Origin of the sequence: Pinirhizobacter sp. (assembly GCF_036499745.1) — a bacterium.
Classification (GTDB): domain Bacteria; phylum Pseudomonadota; class Gammaproteobacteria; order Xanthomonadales; family Rhodanobacteraceae; genus Pinirhizobacter.
The window spans coordinates 38,521-58,146 of sequence record NZ_DASYDG010000027.1 but is presented as its reverse complement, the minus strand read 5'-3'; the positions used below and the strand labels follow the sequence as shown (position 1 = coordinate 58,146).

General features: G+C 63.2%; 18 protein-coding genes. 15 read left to right on the top strand and 3 right to left on the bottom strand.

What is annotated here, in order from left to right; all coding sequences use genetic code 11:
- A partial coding sequence (locus VGM61_RS09805; protein ID WP_331522606.1) for an LTA synthase family protein occupies positions 1-1,647 on the top strand: 1,647 nt, incomplete at its 5' end.
- Between the two features lie 101 nt (positions 1,648-1,748).
- On the opposite strand, the gene groL is transcribed toward VGM61_RS09805, so the two are convergent.
- Entirely contained in the window at positions 1,749-3,398 is a 1,650-nt protein-coding gene (groL, locus tag VGM61_RS09800; protein ID WP_331522605.1) for a chaperonin GroEL, read from the bottom strand.
- Between the two features lie 57 nt (positions 3,399-3,455).
- On the bottom strand, positions 3,456-3,749 hold the full coding sequence (groES, locus tag VGM61_RS09795) for a co-chaperone GroES (protein WP_250624728.1): 294 nt from the start codon (positions 3,747-3,749) through the stop codon (positions 3,456-3,458).
- Positions 3,750-4,120: 371 nt separating this feature from the next.
- Between groES and VGM61_RS09790 the strand changes: the two genes are divergently transcribed.
- From VGM61_RS09790 to purH, 14 genes are all read left to right on the top strand, one after another.
- Positions 4,121-4,822, top strand: coding sequence for a hypothetical protein (locus VGM61_RS09790; RefSeq protein WP_331522604.1), 702 nt, complete (start codon positions 4,121-4,123; stop codon positions 4,820-4,822).
- Positions 4,823-4,833: 11 nt separating this feature from the next.
- On the top strand, positions 4,834-5,319 hold the full coding sequence (locus VGM61_RS09785; protein WP_331522603.1) for a CS1 type fimbrial major subunit: 486 nt from the start codon (positions 4,834-4,836) through the stop codon (positions 5,317-5,319).
- 92 nt (positions 5,320-5,411) lie between these two features.
- Positions 5,412-7,925, top strand: a complete 2,514-nt coding sequence (locus VGM61_RS09780; RefSeq protein WP_331522602.1) for a TcfC E-set like domain-containing protein — start codon at positions 5,412-5,414, stop codon at positions 7,923-7,925.
- On the top strand, positions 7,922-9,112 hold the full coding sequence (locus tag VGM61_RS09775) for a hypothetical protein (RefSeq protein WP_331522601.1): 1,191 nt from the start codon (positions 7,922-7,924) through the stop codon (positions 9,110-9,112). The genes VGM61_RS09780 and VGM61_RS09775 overlap by 4 nt, the downstream gene beginning before the upstream one ends.
- Before the next feature lie 53 nt (positions 9,113-9,165).
- A complete protein-coding gene (gene cutA / locus VGM61_RS09770) occupies positions 9,166-9,498 on the top strand; it encodes a divalent-cation tolerance protein CutA (protein WP_331522600.1) in 333 nt (110 codons plus the stop codon).
- A gap of 77 nt (positions 9,499-9,575) precedes the next feature.
- Positions 9,576-11,840, top strand: a complete 2,265-nt coding sequence (locus VGM61_RS09765; RefSeq protein WP_331522599.1) for a protein-disulfide reductase DsbD domain-containing protein — start codon at positions 9,576-9,578, stop codon at positions 11,838-11,840.
- Positions 11,837-12,364 (top strand): TlpA disulfide reductase family protein, encoded by a 528-nt coding sequence (locus VGM61_RS09760; protein WP_331522598.1) that lies wholly within the window; start codon positions 11,837-11,839, stop codon positions 12,362-12,364. The genes VGM61_RS09765 and VGM61_RS09760 overlap by 4 nt, the downstream gene beginning before the upstream one ends.
- Positions 12,365-12,526: 162 nt before the next feature.
- On the top strand, positions 12,527-12,970 hold the full coding sequence (aroQ, locus tag VGM61_RS09755) for a type II 3-dehydroquinate dehydratase (protein ID WP_331522597.1): 444 nt from the start codon (positions 12,527-12,529) through the stop codon (positions 12,968-12,970).
- A gap of 38 nt (positions 12,971-13,008) precedes the next feature.
- Positions 13,009-13,482, top strand: coding sequence for an acetyl-CoA carboxylase biotin carboxyl carrier protein (accB, locus tag VGM61_RS09750; protein WP_331522596.1), 474 nt, complete (start codon positions 13,009-13,011; stop codon positions 13,480-13,482).
- Positions 13,483-13,491: 9 nt separating this feature from the next.
- Positions 13,492-14,859 (top strand): acetyl-CoA carboxylase biotin carboxylase subunit, encoded by a 1,368-nt coding sequence (gene accC / locus VGM61_RS09745; RefSeq protein WP_331522595.1) that lies wholly within the window; start codon positions 13,492-13,494, stop codon positions 14,857-14,859.
- Positions 14,859-15,758 carry a 50S ribosomal protein L11 methyltransferase gene (gene prmA / locus VGM61_RS09740; protein WP_331522594.1) on the top strand — a complete coding sequence of 300 codons (900 nt, stop codon included), beginning with the start codon at positions 14,859-14,861 and terminating at the stop codon, positions 15,756-15,758. The genes accC and prmA overlap by 1 nt, the downstream gene beginning before the upstream one ends.
- A 9-nt stretch (positions 15,759-15,767) precedes the next feature.
- Complete coding sequence (locus VGM61_RS09735) at positions 15,768-16,553, top strand: zinc-ribbon and DUF3426 domain-containing protein (protein ID WP_331522593.1); 786 nt, start codon at positions 15,768-15,770, stop codon at positions 16,551-16,553.
- Positions 16,554-16,787: 234 nt separating this feature from the next.
- Positions 16,788-17,021, top strand: a complete 234-nt coding sequence (locus VGM61_RS09730) for a helix-turn-helix domain-containing protein (RefSeq protein ID WP_331522592.1) — start codon at positions 16,788-16,790, stop codon at positions 17,019-17,021.
- 40 nt (positions 17,022-17,061) lie between these two features.
- Positions 17,062-18,651 (top strand): bifunctional phosphoribosylaminoimidazolecarboxamide formyltransferase/IMP cyclohydrolase, encoded by a 1,590-nt coding sequence (purH, locus tag VGM61_RS09725; protein ID WP_331522591.1) that lies wholly within the window; start codon positions 17,062-17,064, stop codon positions 18,649-18,651.
- Here the strand turns inward: purH and VGM61_RS09720 are convergent.
- On the bottom strand, positions 18,623-19,609 hold the full coding sequence (locus VGM61_RS09720) for a bile acid:sodium symporter family protein (protein WP_331522590.1): 987 nt from the start codon (positions 19,607-19,609) through the stop codon (positions 18,623-18,625). The genes purH and VGM61_RS09720 overlap by 29 nt on opposite strands.
- Between the last annotated feature and the right edge of the window lie 17 nt (positions 19,610-19,626).

Sequence of the window (19,626 nt, the reverse complement as noted above, 5' to 3'; positions counted from 1 at the left end):
CTGGGGGTCGTTTACGGCGTCAATGCGATCAAGGTGCGCAACCTCGGCACCCCCCTGGTGCCTGCCGATTTCCGTATGGTCGGCCAGCTCAAGGGTGGCGGTGCGCACCTTCTTGGCGGTTACCTGCCCGCCAGCCCCTGGCCGTACCTGGCCATTCTCGCCGCCATCACCGTCGTCTGGGCGCTGGCGCGCCACGAGCCACCGGTCTTCGCCCGTCGCACGCATGGCAAACGCCTCACCGCGGGCTTCGCGTTGATGGCGCTGCTGGGCACTCTGTTCGCTGGTCTGCCCGCCTGGGCCCACGTGTACGACCGTGACAGGCTTGGCATGGAACCCTGGTCGGCATCGGCCACCGCCGGGCACAACGGCCTGGTGACCATGCTGATGCAGTTCCGCCTGCAGTATGCCGGTCAGAAGCAAAAAGCCGACCCGGATGCAGCGGTGCGCTTCATTGCCGCCAGCGATGTACGGTTGCGTGACCACATCGCGAAGAGCGCTGTGTCGGACGGTCAGACCCCCGACATCGTGATCGTGCAGAGCGAGTCTTTCTTCGACCCGGCTGTGATCAAGGGGCTGGAAGGCGACACCTTTGCACCCAACCTGCACCGCCTGGCCGAGCGCTCCGCTTCAGGTTCGCTGCATGTGCCGACTTTTGGCGGTGGCACCATCCGCACCGAATTCGAAGTGCTTACCGGCCTGTCGCTGCGTTACTTTGCCGATATGCAGTTTCCCTATCTGCAGGTCAACGCCAAGGTGATCCCGGGGATGGTGCGCACCTTGCGCTCGCATGGTTACCAGACCATCGCCGTGCATGGCAACGACGGCAGTTTCTGGAACCGCAACACGGCGTTCAAGGCGGTGGGCTTCGATAAGTTCATCACGCAGGCGCAGTTCCCGAAGGACGCGAAGGTTGACGGCAACTACATGGCTGACAGTGCGATGACGGATGAAATCATGTCGCAGCTGAAGGATTCCGGGCCGCCCCGGCTGGTGTTTGCCATCAGCATGGAAGCGCACGGACCTTACGACACGAATCCCAACGTTGATGTGTCTGAGCGCGACGCCATTCCTGTACCCGCCGGCGTGGATGGCAAGGCCAAGCTCGACCTGCAGAATTACATCTATCACATGCGCCATGCCGATGCCGAACTCGGCCGCCTGGCCGATCTGCTGTCCAAACGCGAGCGGCCTGCCCTGTTGCTGTTCTATGGCGATCACCTGCCGGCGCTGATCGATACCTACAACACCGCGGGCTTCGTTAACGGCCAATCGATGTTCACCCAGCAAGTGCCCTGGATCCTGTTCGACACGCGCTCGGACAATAGCGTGAAGCAGGACATGGCGGCGTGGGCGTTGCCGGGCATGGTGCTCGACCACGCCGGCATACACGACGATCCATACTTCGCGCTTACCCAGATAGTGGCGCCGGCGTTGGCGGCGCTCACCCGCGCACCCGATGCACCGCCGGCGGATGAAGACGCCGTGCAGAAAGACGACGACAACGGCATGAGCAACGTGGCGCAGCTGCGCCTTCGCGGCAAGCTGGACAAGCTGGTGGCGCAGTTCATCCCGCAGCTGGATGCCGCCACGCTGGCCCGGCAGAAGACAGCAGCGGACGAAGCGGCGGCAGCGGGCGCGCAGCAGTAGATCATCAGCGCAGGCCACATCCCCCGCGATGAAGCACTTCAACGTGGCATAAAAAAACCCCCGCCGAAGCGGGGGTTTTGTTTTCTAGCGGTAAGGCGGGATCAGAAATCCATGCCGCCCATGCCGCCCATACCACCACCGTGGCCGCCAGCATGGCCACCGCCGTCGTCCTTCTTCGGCACTTCGGCAACGATCGCCTCGGTGGTGATGGCAAGGCCAGCTACCGATGCAGCGTGCTGCAGGGCGGTGCGGGTGACCTTGGTCGGGTCCAGGATGCCCATCACCAGCATGTCGCCGAACTCGCCGTTGGCAGCGTTGTAACCGAAGTTACCCGTGCCTTCCTTGACCTTGGCAACGATCACCGACGGCTCTTCGCCGGCATTGGCGACGATCGCACGCAGGGGCGCTTCGAGCGCGCGGCGGGTGATGGCGATACCCAGGTCCTGGTCGGTGTTGTCACCCTTCAGGTTTTCCACGGCCTTCAGCGCGCGGATCAGCGCAACGCCACCGCCGGCAACCACGCCTTCTTCCACCGCTGCGCGCGTGGCGTGCAGGGCGTCTTCGACGCGAGCCTTCTTTTCCTTCATCTCGATCTCGGTACCGGCACCGACCTTGATCACGGCAACACCGCCGGCGAGCTTGGCAACGCGCTCCTGCAGCTTCTCGCGGTCGTAATCGGAGGAGGTTTCCTCGATCTGTGCCTTGACCTGGCTGATACGCGACTGGATGCGCTCAGCTTCACCGGCACCGTCGATGATGGTGGTGTTTTCCTTGGTGATCACCACGCGCTTGGCGCGGCCCAGGTCGTTGATGGTGGCCTTCTCAAGCTGCAGGCCCACTTCTTCGGAGATCACCTGGCCATTGGTGAGAATGGCGATGTCTTCCAGGATGGCCTTGCGGCGGTCACCGAAGCCCGGCGCCTTGACGGCAGCGACCTTGACGATGCCACGGATGGTGTTGACCACCAGGGTTGCCAGGGCTTCGCCCTCGACTTCCTCGGCCACGATCAGCAGCGGCTTGCCGGCCTTGGCGACGGCCTCGAGCACGGGCAGCAGCTCGCGCACGTTCGACACTTTCTTGTCGTGGATCAGGATGTACGGGTCGTCCAGCTCAACCTGCTGGGAAGCCTGGTTGTTGATGAAGTACGGCGACAGGTAGCCGCGGTCGAACTGCATGCCTTCGACGACGTCGAGCTCGTTTTCCAGGCCCGAACCTTCTTCAACCGTGATCACGCCTTCCTTGCCGACCTTCTTCATCGCCGTGGCGATGATGTCGCCGATGTTGGCGTCGGAGTTGGCCGAGATGGTACCGACCTGGGCGATTTCCTTGTCGTCCACCGTGGGCTTGGAGAGCTTCTTCAGCTCGCCCACGGCGGCGATGACGGCCTTGTCGATGCCGCGCTTGAGATCCATCGGGTTGATGCCGGCGGCAACAGCCTTCAGGCCTTCCTGGATGAACGCCTGGGCCAGCACCGTAGCGGTGGTGGTGCCGTCACCGGCGACGTCGGAGGTCTTGGAGGCGGCTTCCTTGACGATCTGCGCGCCGAGGTTCTCGTACTTGTCGGAAAGTTCGATCTCCTTGGCCACGGACACGCCGTCCTTGGTGATCGTGGGGGCGCCGAAGCTCTTCTCGAGCACGACATTACGGCCCTTGGGACCCAGGGTGACCTTGACCGCGTTGGCCAGGGTGTTCACGCCTTTCAGGATGCGCGAGCGGGCGTCTTCGCCGAAGCGGACTTCTTTAGCTGCCATGGTATTTAAATCCTTGAATTAGAAATGATTTCGCGAGAATGCGGGAGAGGCGGGGAATCAGCCTTCGATCACCGCGACGATGTCGTCTTCCTTCAGGAAGACCAGCTCTTCGCCGTCGATCTTGATTTCCTGGCCGGCGTACTTGCCGAACAGAACGGTTTCGCCTTCCTTGACCGACATCGGGCGGACGTTGCCGTCTTCCAGGATGCGACCGGTGCCGGCGGCAATGACCTTGCCGCGGGTGGGCTTCTCGGTGGCGCTGTCAGGAATGACGATGCCGCCAGCGGACATGCGCTCTTCTTCGAGGCGCTTGACGATGACGCGGTCGTGCAACGGACGCAGCTTGCTCATGATTCACTCCACTAAGTGGTTGATGGTGAAAGAAATTGGTGTCGCCTGTTAGCACTTGCCATGGGCGAGTGCCAGAAGTTTAGCCGCAGTTCGTCCATCACGGAAGAACCTGGCCGCGGGTAGCTAATGGCGGCGGGTGGGCGTGGTTCAAGGGCCCTGACGCGATTTGGGCCGAATCTGACAGCTACCGTCAGACCCATTTGATCCGGCAAGCATAGATTGACGCGGTGACGGTACGGATCATTGCAACACCGGCCATTGGCCGACCCATGGTTGAATCCACCGTGCTCACGTCGCCTCCTAGCCACGCTGTTAACGGCTTCCCGCGCCGCCCTCACCTATCCGTGGCCAGTATCGGCGTGGCTTGCCTGATGGCCCTTGCCGCCGGTCCGGTTCATGCTGGCGCGGAAATCTTTGTGGGGGCGATGCACCACTACATCACACCCAAGCGAGCCACCGCCGCCAAGCAGATCTACAATAGTGGCAGCGCCACCGCTTTCGTGCGCGTCGACGTCATGGAAATGGATGTTCAGGGCAAACCGCTGGCCAGCGGGCCCACCGAGGGCATCCTGCGTGATGGCCTGCTCGCCAGCCCCTCACGGCTGATCATTCCCGCCGGCGGCTCACAATCGGTGCGCATGATCGCCATGGGCGACCGCTCCCGCGAACGGTACTTCCGCGTGCGCTTCGTCCCCGTGCCGCCGGTCCGAGAACACGGGTTCGCGGTGACGGCCGCTGAAGAGGAGGCCTTCAAGGCGGAAGCCACCACGTCGATCAACGTGCTCGTGGGCTATGGGGTGCGCGTGGTCGCCGCGCCTGCGCAGGCGCGCTTTGACACTCGTATTGACGAGGCCGCCCATACCGTCACCAACGCTGGCGACAGCACGATCTTCCTGCGTGATCACTATGCATGCAGGGGTCCGAAGCAATGCGAATCCCCCGTCATCGATCGGATTGCCCCGGGCGCAAGCCTGCATCTGGCCGGCGAGGATCTGACTCATCGCTTCGTGTTGCAAGAAGGCGATGGCGAGCGTCCTGTCGCGATCCCCGTCAATCAATTCCCCCACCGCTGAAGGAACCAGCAATGAAGAACCATCTCGTGGCCGCGTGCATCGTGGCCATCCTGTCCACGACCGGCGCAAATGCCGCGCCTGTCCGGCAAACCATCGACGTGTCCGTCACCGTCCCTGCCGAGACGTTTTACGTCAAGCCGCAATTGGGCTGGCCGCAATCGCCGATCCAGATCGCATACGACCCGGTCGCCAAATCGTTCGATACCTACAAACTGGCCCTGCAGGTGAAGAACACCGTCAAGAACGTCACCGCTGAACTGGCCTTCGACCCAGTACTGACCGAGGACAACTCGGCTCAGACGCTTGCCCTGGCTGTATCGATCGGCGGCAAGAAACTCGACCAGACGCCCGTTCCCATCCACACGAAGGACCCGAACGAAAAGGTATACCAACTGGAGATCACCTCCGACGTCAAGGCGCCGAAGGTGGGCAACTACCTGGGTAGCGTGTCACTGGTTTTTGACGAAGTGGATCCCCCCGTACCTGAAAAGCCGTAATTCGGCTGGGCATCGCTTAATGGCACTTTTTTTTGCCGCCCACCCGCCGCAGTGGACCATGCGGCGGCCTTCCCCGTCAGGACGACAAAGCCATGCGTTACTTGCGTTATCTGCCAGCGATGATCGGCGCGGCGCTGGCGCCCGTGCACGCAGCAGCGCCTTCTTCCCTGGCGGAGTTCAGCCTGATGGAACAAAGCCAGGCCATCCCCCCAGACTTCCGGGACCATTTTTTCAACGTGCCGCTGGCGACACGGGTGGTGGCGGACGGCACGTACCTGGGTGAGGCCATGGTGGTCATGACATCCGACGAAAAAGTTCAACTCCTGCATTTCAGCGACACAAACGACAGCACGGCAGGAAGCGAGCAGCGTGAACTCATCCGCCGGGCGCTCGATGCGCCCGTTGCCGTAGCGCGCTGCGGTACCTCACGCTGTAATGGCGACTTTCGCATCGTCGCCTTCGATGCATCCAGTTCCACCTTGAACCTCGCCACCTTCGACGATGCACGTAGCAGCACGGGCCGTGCCACGCTTGCCCCCAGCCGTGCCAGGGGCGCCATCGTCAATCAGCGCGCCAATATCGTCACCGGTGGCCACGGCGGTGGCGCATCCCGCTATTGGGTGGATGTCCTGGGCAGCATGAGCGGCTGGACCACCACGCTCACCGGACAGTACGGGCGCAGCAGCCAATTGAGCAAGATGGGCAATGCCCAGCTTCATAATCTTCACGCCCAGCGCGAACTGAAGGGTCATTTCGTACGCCTGGGCCACTTCCAGCCCGAGGCGCAAGGCCTGTATCGACAGCCGCGCACCATCGGTGCCCGTGCCTATCCTGTGGTCGGTGTAATGCTGGGAACCTCCGACAGCCTGCTCGCTGACACCGATGCCAGCAGTACCCAGCCGATCTACGTCAACGCCAGGCGTGCGGCGGTGGTGGAGATCTATCGCGACAGCGCGCTGATCAACGCCCAGCCCGTCGTGGCAGGCTTGCAACCTATCGACACACGCTCACTGCCCGCGGGTATTTACCCAGTGGAACTTCGGGTGATAGAGGACGGAGTGTTGCGTTCGAGCGAAATGCAGCTGATCTACAAGCCGGTAAACTGGAGCGATCCGAGCCGGCGCTGGCGCTACAACCTGTTCGCCGGACAACGCACCGGACTTGGCGATTACATCGACGATCGGCGCGATCGTCGTGGACTTGTCGCTGGCGCAGCCATCAATGCACTGGTTCACCCGCGGGCCGTCCTCGGGCTTTCTACCACCACGGAAAGCGGAGGCACCACATCCACCGCGTCGCTGGACATCAATGCCAGCAACTGGGCCACCCTGTACGCCAACGTCTACCATGCCAGCCAGCGGGGCAAGGGTAGCGACCTGCAATGGATCGCGCGGTTTCCACGCGGCAGTATGTCGATCGGCCGCGGCGACACGTGGATCCCAGCGAGGCGGCCCGTTGACAGATTCGTGCGCCAACGCAGCTGGCATGCCTCCGGCAACCTCCGCCTGAAGCAGCGTTCGCAGCTGGTGGGCCGGGTGTCACTACCTTCGGCCACCACCGCTGCAGCGTTCGACCTTTCCTACGATCGGAATTTCCGCGTCATGGGGTCGGATGTCTATCTTCGCACCTCGGCCTTCGATCGGCCCAGACCGCGCCATCATCTTGATCGCAGCGATGGCCGTGATCGCGGCGTCGAGGTCTCGGCGACGCTCGCCCTGTCGTCTCCTCGTGATGCCTGGTCGGCCAGCCTCGGACAGCGAGCGGGGGCGCACAGCGGCCGCGAAGCACACGGAACAATCAGTTACCTGCGCCAGCGCGAGGGTATTGTCCCCCAAGTCGCCGCGTCACTCACCGGCGAGCGCAGCGGCATCGGTATGACGGCAGCGGCGAACATCACTTTGCCAGAAGGTCGCATCGACGTTTTCGCTAACCGGTCTGGCACCCCAGGCAGCACCGTTGGCGGCCTCAACCTCGAGAACACCACGGCGTTTGGTGGTGGTCACGCGGCGCGTATAGGCATGACCGACCTCCGATTCTCAGAGGCCGTGATGATGATCGACGTCGCTTCCGATGCGCCAGACGTCAAACTGCATGCCGCCGACAGCCAGGGAGGCAGCACGCGACTCAAACCCGGGCGCAATGTCGTGCCGCTGCCGGCCTATCGGCCGGGACGTATCAACATCGACGTCAGCAGTACTGGCGATGCCACGGCTTCGGTCGATCGAAGGACCATCGAATACCACGTCAACCGGGGAAGCGTGCTCTATAGCCAGGTGCAGGTAACGCGTACCCGGACCATTCTTGGGCGACTGGTCGATGCTCGGCTAGCACCCCTGGCTGGCGCAACGGTGACACAGGGCTCAACGCGAACCATAAGTGACGGCAATGGAATTTTTATCATCGAGGTCGCCGCCAGCTCGGCCAACCTCGACGTTTTTTCACGCGAAACACCACTATGCAAAGCAAGTATTCCCCGCGTCGGCGACACCATGCATGAAGATGTGGAATCGCTCGGAGACGTCCTCTGCCTGTTCGACGGTAAGAGCCTCGACACAGTTTCAGATTCGCGGTTGCTTGCCACGCCCCCAAAGGAGAACTCAGGATGACGCAAACGACTCGTCATGTTGCCCGTGTGGCCGCCACATGTATCGCGCTTTGCGGTCATAGTGCATGGGCAGTCGACGTACCCATTACGGCAAGTTTCCGTATCGATCCCACGGGCGGAGCTAACCAGTCCTTCAAAAACACCACGCCGACCTCAGGCTTCTGCACTCATTGGCCGAGTGCGTGTAACGGAGAACTTTTTTCGGTGGCAACCGGGCTGACCATCATCAAGACATGGCGTGCGACCAATGATCCCGGCGACGCTGTGAAAATCTCTATCCCAGGAGAGTTTCGTGACATGGAAATCAGCAATGGTACCGAGAGGCACCGACTTCGCTTCCGCATCAACGCGCACTCGCTCCGGTCCGAACGTTTACCGGGGGGACCAAATATGGATTTTACTCATTTTAAGAAAGGTAATTACAGCTGGCCGGATGGACCGTGTTCAACCGGGGGAGTAAGCCGTAACGGGAACAGTTTTCTGCACAATCTATGGTGGGTCCCGGCCCGACCGTCCGTTTGCTCCGCAACCTTCACGCACCCGAATGCCTACGATGTCCGCTACATACCGTCTGTTGGATACGAATTGGTCGCGCCCGACCCGCTCCGCATGCATTCGGGCATATATCGCGGTGAAATTCGCTACACGGTAGGTCCTGGGCAGGATTTCGACTATCACAACACAGCCAAGTCGTCATCTAACGAGATCGTCTTCAAGTTCGAACTCGACGTGCAACACAATTTAAAGGTGGATTTTCCCGGGGGTACGGCCGGTCGGCCCGTGGTTGCAACTCTCGAGCCCGATGGAGGCTGGCAGGCATGGCAAGGGGGAAGCATGCCGCCGCGTGTGCGACAGGATGTACCGTTTCGGTTATCGATGAGTGGACCGATGTCGGTGTATATGCTCTGCGGTCAGCAGCTTGGGCCAAGATGCGCGATTGCCGGTGGGAAGGACGCCATCCCGCTAGAGGTCGCCATCAGTGTCCCGGGCGCCATGAGCGTTCGCACCCAGGCCGCGTTATCGCGCTCCCCATTGCCGATCGGCGCGGAGGCGGCCGAGCCCATTGTCGCCACCAACGGGAACATCCAGTTTGCTTATTCCACCATCCACATTGAAAGCCCCGGCCCATTCAAGCCGGCCACCACCTATGAAGGACAGATCACCGTGGTGTTCGATGCCGGAACATGACGCACCGCGAAGTGCTAAGGCAGTATGGATACTCCGGAGCGAGGAACAACTTCATGGCCGTCGTCATTGCACTTTGCAACTGTCCCACGACAGAAGCCGCCAACGTTCTCGCCAATGGAGCCGTTGGGCGCCGCCTGGCCGCTTGCGTGAACATCATTCCCGCCGTGGCATCGGTGTATCGATGGGAAGGCCGTATCGTCAGCGAGACGGAATCCACACTACTCATCAAGACGACGGGCGAATGTATCCCCGCGCTCAAAGCCTTCATTGAAGAAACCCATCCCTACGACACGCCAGAACTCATCGTTCTGGACGTAACCGACGGTTTGCCAGCCTACCTGGCCTGGGTTGCCGCCGAATCTGCGCCATCGCACGGCCCGCTGTAAGCTTCCATCCCGTGACCGGGTCTCATTGGGCACGATGCGGGCGTGGACCCGCGATGTATCGGCTTTCCGGAGTTGCCATGAAGTTCCCATCCCTGCGTGCCTGGCTGTTTTCCCTGGCCGCCCTGATCAGCTTGCCGGCTTTCGCCCAGGACGACGGCTTGCTGCCTGTCACGCAAGCCTTCCATCTGACAGCCGACGCCTCCAAGGCCGGCGTGGTGAAGCTTCACTGGACGATTGCTCCGAACTATTACCTTTACCGCGGTCAGCTGAAGATCAAAGCCACCGACGAAGCTGCCCTTAAGCTTGGCGAGCCACAGCTGCCTGATGGCGTGAAGCACCACGATGAGTTTCTCGGTGATGTCGAGACCTACCACGGCGCGATGGATGCCACCGTGCCGTATACGCTCACCGATCCTTCCGCCAAGACCATCGCGCTGACGGTTCGCTACCAGGGCTGCCACGAGGTGGAGCCGAAGATCTGCTATCCGCCCAACACCGAAAAGCTCAACCTCACCATCGGTGCGCCGCCGGTGGAGACCAGCCCTGCGGCCAATGCCGCTTCGTCCACCGGGTCGACGCTGCCTGCCGCGTCCGGCGCTGCCGCCGCCAGCCCACCGGCTTCAGGCCTGGCGCTACTGGGTGGCAAGACCGCGACGTCCAGCGACGGGTCCCCGCTCCCCGCCGAAAAGGCCTTCCGCTTCGAGGCCATCGCCACCGCGCCGGACAAACTCCTGCTGCGCTGGACCATGCCCAAGGATTACTACCTCTACCGCGACAAGACCGCGCTGGAAGTGATCTCGCCCAAGGGTGCAAGCCTTGGCGAACCGGAATGGCCCAGCGGCATTGCGCACAACGACAAGTACAACGGCGATGCCATCGTCTACTACGACCAGGTGGAGCTTCCTGTTTCACTTAAGGACGGTCCGGCCAAGGGAACTGTGGTGGTGCAGGCCACTTTCCAGGGCTGCCTTGAAAACGGCATCTGCTATCCGGTGATGACCCGCCAGGTGAAACTGGATCTGGCCGGTGGCACGGGCACCGATGTCACGCCAGCGGGCGCCTCTGACAGCGCCGCGTCCGCCGGCACGCCACCGGAGGTCGCACCGCAGATGCCACCGCCTGGTGTCGGCGAATCGCCCGGCCTGCTCGCCGTATTGGGCCTGGCGCTCCTGGGCGGCCTGATCCTGAACCTGATGCCCTGCGTGCTGCCGGTGCTGTCGCTGAAAGTGGTGTCGGTGGTCGAGGGCTCCAGCCACGGCGGCGGCGCACGAAAGCATGCGCTGTACTACACCGCGGGTGTGCTGGTGTCGTTCGCTGCCATCGGCCTGGCCGTGATCGGCCTGCGTGCCGCCGGACATGCCCTGGGCTGGGGCTTTCAGCTGCAGCAGCCGATAGCGATCAGCGTGCTGATCTACATCATGCTGGCCGTGGGCCTGTCGATGTCGGGTGTGGTGCAGTTCGGAACCTCGTTGGGCAACACAGGCAATAGCCTGGCCTCGCGCAGCGGTCCGACCGGCGATTTCTTTACCGGCGTGCTGGCTGTCGTGGTGGCAAGCCCCTGCACCGCGCCGTTCATGGGGCCGGCACTCGCCTTCGCCTTTGCCGCCTCGCCGCTCGTGGCCCTGCTGGTGTTCCTGCTCCTGGGCCTGGGCCTGGCCCTGCCGTTCCTCGCCATCGGCTACATCCCGGCCCTGGCGCGCCTGCTGCCGCGTCCGGGCCGCTGGATGGAAACCTTCAAACAGGTGCTGGCCTTCCCCATGTACCTCACCGCAGTGTGGCTGGTGTGGGTGCTGGCCAACCAGCGCGGCGCCAATGCTGTGGGTGCCGTACTGGCCGGTGCCGTTCTGCTGGCCGCGGCGCTGTGGTGGTTCGAGCGCAGCCGCGGCGGCAAGCCGCTGTCGAAGGCGTTCGTGGCGATCCTCGCCCTTGGCGCCCTGTATCCACTTCTGGTGATCAATGGGCTGGAGAAACCGCAGGCGGCCGCCGCTTCAAGCGACAGGGTGGATTTCTCACCCGAAAAACTGGCGGAGCTGCGCAAGAGCGGCAAGCCGGTGTTCGTGGATATGGGCGCCGACTGGTGCGTCACCTGTAAGGCCAATGAACACGCGGTGCTGGACACTGATGCCTTCCGCGCGGTGCTGAAGGAAACCGGCGCCACCTACATGTACGGCGACTGGACCGACGTCAATCCCACCATCGCCGCGTTCCTGGAACAACACCATTCGCCTGGTGTGCCGCTGTATGTGGTTTACCCGGGTAACGGCAAGGAGGGCAAGAAACTCTCCACCGTGCTGACGCAGGATTCAGTGGCCACGGCGCTGCGTGAAGCCGCAGCGCCGTGAACTTCCTGCGGGGCCCCACGGCGGCGATCCTGTTACTGGCGCTGATCGCTGCCAGCGTGGGCCTGTACGTCGACCATCGTGTGGCACGTGCCGACTTCAGCGGCGATCTTGCCGTAGGAACGCCCCTTCCGGCTCTGAAGCTCACCGACCTGGACGGCAAACCGGCATCGCTGGACCGCTGGCACGGCAAGAAACTGCTGGTGAACTTCTGGGCCACCTGGTGCGGCCCCTGCCGCGCGGAAATGCCGGCCCTGGCCGCAGCCCAAGCAAAATACGCAGCCCATCGCGTGCAAGTGGTCGGCGTGGCCCAGGACGATCCCGACGCGGTAAGAAAACAGGCCCGTGAGGCCACCCCGGCCTATCCCTGGCTGTTGGCACCCACCGACCAGGCCACTTCTGCCCAGGCCGGTAATACACGCAACCTGCTTCCTTATAGCGTGCTACTGGATGAACAGGGCCGAGTGCTGGCTAGCCATCTGGGAAAGCTGGACGCTGCCCAACTCAAGCAATGGCTGGAGCCTTAGACGTCGGAAGCTGTCAGTCGACACGTACATCTGCCGGTAAAACCATACGCAAGCGTGCGGTATTGCAACAAACAGCGGCGATCTTCCGTTAACTGCGCCGAACTGGACAATTGATCCAAGGACGCGCACACTCCGCGCCTTCGGCTTGCCCGTGAGAGGCGCATGGCAAAGATCCTGGTCCTGCACGGTCCCAATCTCAATCTCCTGGGTGTCCGCGAGCCTGAGATTTACGGCCGCGACACGCTGGCGGACATCAATACAGCGCTGACCCTCCGCGCCAGCGAAGCCGGCCATAGCGTGGCCTACTTCCAGTCCAATGCCGAGCACGAGCTGGTGGGGCGCATTCACCAGGCCCGCGATGAGGGCGTGGCCTTCATCGTGATCAACCCGGGCGCCTTCACCCATACCAGCATCTCGCTGCGCGACGCCCTGGCCGGCGTGGCCATTCCATTCATCGAGGTGCACCTGTCCAATCCCCATGCCCGCGAACCCTTCCGCCACAAGTCCTACCTATCTGACGTGGCTGTCGGCGTGATCTGCGGCCTGGGCGCCCATGGCTATCAACTGGCCCTCGACGCTGCCCTGCGCCGCGTCGGCGACGCCTGAACGTTTTTCACCCCCTTTCTTAGAAGAAGGTTTGTCCCATGGACCTGCGCAAGATCAAGAAACTGATCGACCTGCTCGAAGAGTCGAACCTGGCGGAACTTGAAATCAAGGAAGGCGAGGAAGTAGTGCGCCTGTCCCGCGTGCCCAAGGGCAGCGTACAGATGCAGCCGATGTACGCCCAGGCCGCACCCGCGCCGGCACCCGTCGCCGCTGCCGCGCCGGCGGCCGTCGCTGCCCCAACCACCGACAGCACACCGGCAGCGCCCGACCTCCCGGCCGGCCACACCGTCAAGGCGCCCATGGTCGGCACCTTCTATGCGGCATCCACTCCGGGCGCCCCGGCATTCGCCAAGGTCGGCCAGCAGGTCAAGGCTGGTGAAACCATTGGCATCATCGAGGCGATGAAGATGTTCAACCAGATCGAGGCCGACGTCGCCGGCACGATCGTGGCGATCCTGGTCGAGAACGGCCAGCCGGTGGAATTCGACGAACCCATGTTCGTGATCGGCTAAGGAACAGCCATGCTGAACAAGGTCGTCATCGCCAATCGCGGCGAAATCGCGCTTCGCATCCTGCGCGCCTGCCACAGCCTGGGGATCAAGACGGTTGCCGTGCACTCCACCGTCGACCGTAACCTCAAGCACGTGGGCATGGCCGACGAGACGGTGTGCATCGGTCCGCCGCCGTCGGTGGATAGTTATTTGAACATCCCACGCATCATCGCCGCCGCGGAGATCACCGACGCCGATGCGATCCATCCCGGCTATGGTTTCCTGTCCGAGCGAGCAGACTTCGCCGAGCAGGTGGAACAGTCCGGCTTCGTTTTCATCGGCCCCACCGCCAACGTCATCCGCATGATGGGCGACAAGGTGGAGGCCATCCGTGCCATGAAGGACGCAGGTGTCCCATGCGTACCCGGTTCCGGTGGCCCGCTGGGTGATGATCCGGCCGCCAACGTCAAGATCGCCCGCGAGATCGGTTACCCCGTGATCATCAAGGCTTCCGGCGGCGGCGGCGGACGCGGCATGCGGGTGGTGCGCACCGAAGCCCACCTGGCCAATGCCGTTACCTTGACCAAGGCCGAGGCCAAGGCCGCGTTCGGCAACGAACAGGTATACATGGAAAAATTCCTGGAGAACCCGCGCCACGTGGAAATCCAGGTGATGGCCGATGGCCAGGGCAATGCCATCCACCTGGGTGAGCGCGACTGCTCCATGCAGCGCCGCCATCAGAAAGTGGTGGAAGAAGCCCCCGCGCCGGGCATCACGCCGGAGGAGCGCGCACGCATCGGTAAGGTTTGCACCGACGCCTGCATCCGCATCGGCTATCGCGGCGCCGGTACCTTCGAGTTCCTTTATGAAGGCGGCAAGTTCTACTTCATCGAAATGAACACCCGCATCCAGGTGGAACATCCGGTCACCGAAATGATCACCGGCATCGACCTGGTACGCGAGCAGCTGTTGATCGCCGGTGGCGAGAAGCTCTCGATCCGCCAGGAAGACGTGGTGATCAAGGGCCATGCCATCGAGTGCCGTATCAATGCCGAAGATCCCGACACCTTCATGCCCTCACCCGGCACGGTGAAACGCTTCGAGGCGCCGGGCGGCCCTGGTGTGCGCGTGGATACGCACCTGTATGACGGCTACCGCATTCCGCCCAACTACGACTCGATGATCGGCAAGCTCATCGTGCACGGCCCGGACCGTGACACCGCCATCGCCCGCATGCGCATTGCGCTGCTGGAAACGGTGATCGAAGGCGTCAAGTGCAACGTGCCGCTGCAGCAGCGCATCATGGCCGACAAGGGATTCCAGGCAGGTGGACAGAATATTCATTACCTGGAAAAACGGATGGCGGAGCAGAAAGAGGCGGCGGCGGGAACGCAGTAATGCCGTGGCTTGAGCTTTCCCTCACCATCACTTCGGCCCGGCAGCCGGCCACCGAGGAAGCGCTCGACGATGTCGGGGCGCTTTCGGTGACCTTGCAGGATGCCGATGCTGAAACACCCGACGAGCAGGCCATTTTCGAGCCTGGCGTTGGCGAGTTGCCGCTGTGGCCGACGATCACCCTGCTGGCGCTATTCGACGCCGATGTCGATCGCCGCGGCCTTGTCGCCACTTTGGCCGATCGCCTTCCCTGGCTGGACACCGACGCACTCGATTTCCGCGTGGTCGAGGACCAGGACTGGGAACGGGCCTGGATGGACCAGTTCAAGCCCATGCAATTCGGCCGCCGACTGTGGATCTACCCCTGGAACATCGAACCACCTGCAGGTGGTGATGAAGTGGTGGTTCGACTTGATCCGGGTCTCGCTTTCGGCACCGGCACCCATCCAACCACGGCGCTGTGCCTTGAGTGGCTCGACGGCCTGGACCTGCGCGGACTGACTGTATTGGACTACGGCTGCGGTTCCGGCGTGCTGGCACTTGCGGCGCTGAAGCTGGGTGCAACACATGCGGTGGGCATCGACAACGATCCCCAGGCGCTGACCGCCTCGCTCGACAACGCCGAGCGCAACGCCGTGGCCGAGCGACTGGAAGTGCACCTGCCCGGCGCAGGTAATGTGCCGCCCGCCGACGTGCTGGTGGCCAATATCCTGGCGGGCCCCCTTGATGAGTTGGCTCCAGCCTTTGCCGCCAGCATCAAACCCGGGGCGCCGTTTGCCATGTCGGGCATCCTGGCCGGCCAGCACGAGGAACTGCTCGACCGTTACGGCGAATGGTTCGACGATCTTGCCGTGGCCTTCCGCGAGGACTGGGTCCGCATCAGCGGCACGCGTCGCGGCTAGACTTACCCCATGTACACCCAGTGCCCCAACTGCCTCACCGTCTATGCGCTGCAGGCAGCGGCCCTGGTCCCGGCCTGTGGCTGCGTGCGCTGCGCCCATTGCAGCAATGTCTTCCAGGCATTGGGAACGCTGTCGGAAGTGCTGCCGCCCGAGCCCTTCCGCACCCTCGACGAGCACGCCCTGGACCGGGAACCTCCCCTGCTCGAGCAGGCGGTATTCCGGCCTCCCGCCGAGCCGACGGCCGAGGCTGCGCCGGACCAGGAAGATTTCTCCCAGCTGACGTTCGCACCGCGCTTCGTACGTGACAAACGCAAGCAGCGAGCGCCGCGCCATTGGTGGGGCTGGACGGCGATCTGCGCGGTATTGCTGTTGGGATTGGCGGCCCAGCTAGGCTGGGCCAAGCGTGAAGACATGGTTGCCGACCCCACCATCGGCCCGATGCTCGCGTCGGCCTGCCATACCCTGGGCTGCCAGTTGCCACTGGTGCGCGATACGACCCAACTGAAACTGCTGGCCCGCGAAGTAAGCGCGCATCCGAAAATTCCCGGCGCCTTGCTGATCACCGCGCACGTGCGCAACGACGCCTCATTCGCACAGCCGTATCCGGTGGTAAACATCACCTTGAGCGATGCCGATGGCAAGCGCCTGGCCATGCGACGCTTCCGTCCTGAAGAATATGTCGGTGATGCCGCCATGGTGGCGCACGGGCTCAAAGCCGCGTCGGACTCCGTCATGGTGTTCGAAGTGCAAGACCCGGGCCAGAACGCGGTGAACTTCGAGTTCGCCTTCGAGTGAACGCCGGCTGGCCGGTCTAGGAACTTTTCTTTTTCGCAAGCCTTAAATTCGTCCGCCGACACGGGTATAGTCGATCCCTTCGCGATCGATCGACCGGCCATTCGAGCCAGGCACCGCGGTCGTAACATTCCATGCAAATCCTGCAGGGCCAAGGCTGTCCCTGCGCTGTTCCGTGAGGGGATCGACGTGCACGCTGTCCGACTGACCGACGTTGAAGTGGCGAATGAACCGTCCATGCAGAGCGCCCTCAGCGAATGTGTCAGCCGCACCGTGCGTCGTTACCTGAAGGACATCGGCGATACGCATTGCGACGAAGGCCTGCATGCGTTGGTGATCCGTGAGGTCGAAGGCCCGTTGCTGCGTGAAGTACTTGCCTTCCACGAGGGCAACCAGAGTCGCGCGGCCGCTGCACTGGGCATCAACCGCGCCACCCTGCGCAAGAAGCTGGCTGCCCACGGCCTGATCTGACGGGCGCTATAATGATCGGTCCCCTGCCTGGATTCCGGTCATGCCCACGCCCGATCTCGTCCCCGTCCGCCGCGCACTGCTGAGCGTCTCCGACAAGCTGGGACTCATCGACCTGGCCAAACGCCTGGCCGACAAGGGCGTAGAACTGCTCTCCACCGGCGGCTCGGCCAAGGCCCTGCGCGATGCCGGCATCCCGGTCACGGAAGCCAGCGATGTCACCGGTTTTCCCGAAATCATGGACGGCCGCGTCAAGACACTGCACCCCGCCGTGCATGGGGGCCTCCTGGGCCGCCGCGGCGTCGACGATGCGGTGATGCAAACGCACGGCATCGCGCCGATCGACCTTCTGGTGCTGAACCTCTATCCGTTCGAAAAAACCGTCGCCGCACCTGGCTGCACACTCGATGACGCAGTGGAGAACATCGACATCGGCGGCCCCGCCATGCTGCGCGCGGCGGCAAAGAACTGGAACGACGTGGCCGTGCTCACCGATCCGGCACAATATGACAACGCGCTCACGCAGATCGAGACCAATGGCGGCCTCGACCGGGCCACACGCTTTGCATTGTCGGTGACAGCGTTCAACCGGGTGGCGGCCTACGACGCGGCCATCAGCAATTATCTTTCCGCCGTGCAGCTCAATGCTACGCAGACCGCCGTGGCTGGTGTCGATGCCTTCCCGGCGCAGGCCAACCAGTCGTTCATCAAGGTGATGGGGCTGCGCTACGGCGAGAACCCGCATCAGCAGGCGGCGTTTTACCGCGACGCAGAGCCCGCCGCCGGCACCCTTGCCACGTTTCGCCAGTTGCAAGGCAAGGAACTGTCCTATAACAACATCGCCGACGCCGATGCCGCATGGGAATGCGTGCGACAGTTCGACGTGCCCGCCTGCGTGATCGTCAAGCACGCCAACCCGTGCGGCGTGGCTGTTGCGGCCGATCCCCTGGCCGCTTACGAGCTGGCTTACGCCACCGACCCCACCTCGGCTTTTGGCGGCATCATCGCCTTCAACCGTCCGGTGGACCGCGCCACCGCCGAGGCCATCGTTGGCCGCCAGTTCGTCGAAGTAATGATCGCGCCGGCGTTCGGCAGCGAGGCTCTGGCGGCAACGGCAGCCAAGGCCAACGTGCGCGTGCTGGAGATTCCCGACGGCGACGAGCGCAATGCCTTCGACTTCAAGCGCATCGGTGGCGGTCTGCTGGTGCAGACGGCCGACAACCACACTGTGAAGCGCTCGGATCTGAAGGTGGTGAGCAAGCGCGCACCCGATGCGAAGGAACTGGACGATCTCTACTTCGCCTGGGCCGTCGCCAAGTACGTGAAATCCAACGCTATCGTCTACGCCCGCGATGGCCGCACCATCGGCGTGGGCGCCGGCCAGATGAGCCGCGTGGTCTCGGCGAAGATCGCCGGCCTCAAGGCCGAGGAAGCGGGCCTCACCGTACCCGGTAGCGCCATGGCTTCGGACGCGTTCTTTCCCTTCCGCGATGGCATCGATGCCGCGGCGGCGGCAGGCATCCGTGCCGTGATCCAGCCCGGCGGGTCGATGCGCGACAAGGAAGTGATCGCTGCCGCCGACGAGCACGGCATGGCGATGGTCTTTACCTCCGTTCGCCACTTCCGTCACTAACCCGCCGCCGCGCATAGCGGCGCGCCAGCACGGCGCATACCATCAGCTGGATCTGGTGGAACAGCATCAGCGGCAGCACGATGCTGCCCAGCGGATGCCCGGCGAAAATCACCTTGGCCATCGGAACGCCGCTGGCCAGGCTTTTCTTCGAGCCACAGAACACGATGGTGATCTCGTCCTCGCGGCTGAAACCAAGTGCGCGTGCGCCATAGCGGGTAATCGTCAGGGCCAGGGCCAGGATCACGGCATCAACCACCAGCAGGCCAGCCAGCACCGGAGCGGGCATCTGCTTCCACAGGCCCTGCAGCACCGCCGCGCTAAAAGCGGTGTACACCACCAGCAGGATCGAGCCGCGGTCGACGAAACCCAGCCATGCCTTGTACTTCTGCACCCAGTCGCCGATCCAGCGCTGCGCCACCTGGCCGGCGACGAAGGGCAGCAGCAACTGCAGCACGATGGCACCTACCGCCTCGGTCGAAAGCCCATGGCCGGACGTGCTGATGATCAGGCCCACCAATAGTGGGGTAACGACAATGCCGATGAGGCTCGACGCGGAGGCTGCGACAATCGCCGCCGGCACATTGCCGTGGGCGATCGAGGTAAAGGCTATGGACGACTGCACCGTGGATGGCAGGGTGCACAGGAACAGCACGCCCAGGTAAAGCTCCGGCGTGACCAGCGGCGCCAGCAAGGGCTTAAGTGCCAGGCCCAGCAGCGGGATTATCACAAAGGTGCTGGCCAGCACCGCAGCATGCAGCTTCCAGTGGCGCGCGCCCTCCACCACCGCCTGGCGCGGCAGCTTGGCCCCATGCAGGAAAAACAACAGGGCGATCGCAAGGTTGGTGATCCAGTCGAACACCGTCGCCCAGATACCCCGGCAGGGCAACACGCTGGCGATGACGACGGTCAGGACGAGGGCGGAGGTAAACCCATCAGGGAGAAAGCGGCGAAGATCCATCGGGGTATTGGACCGTG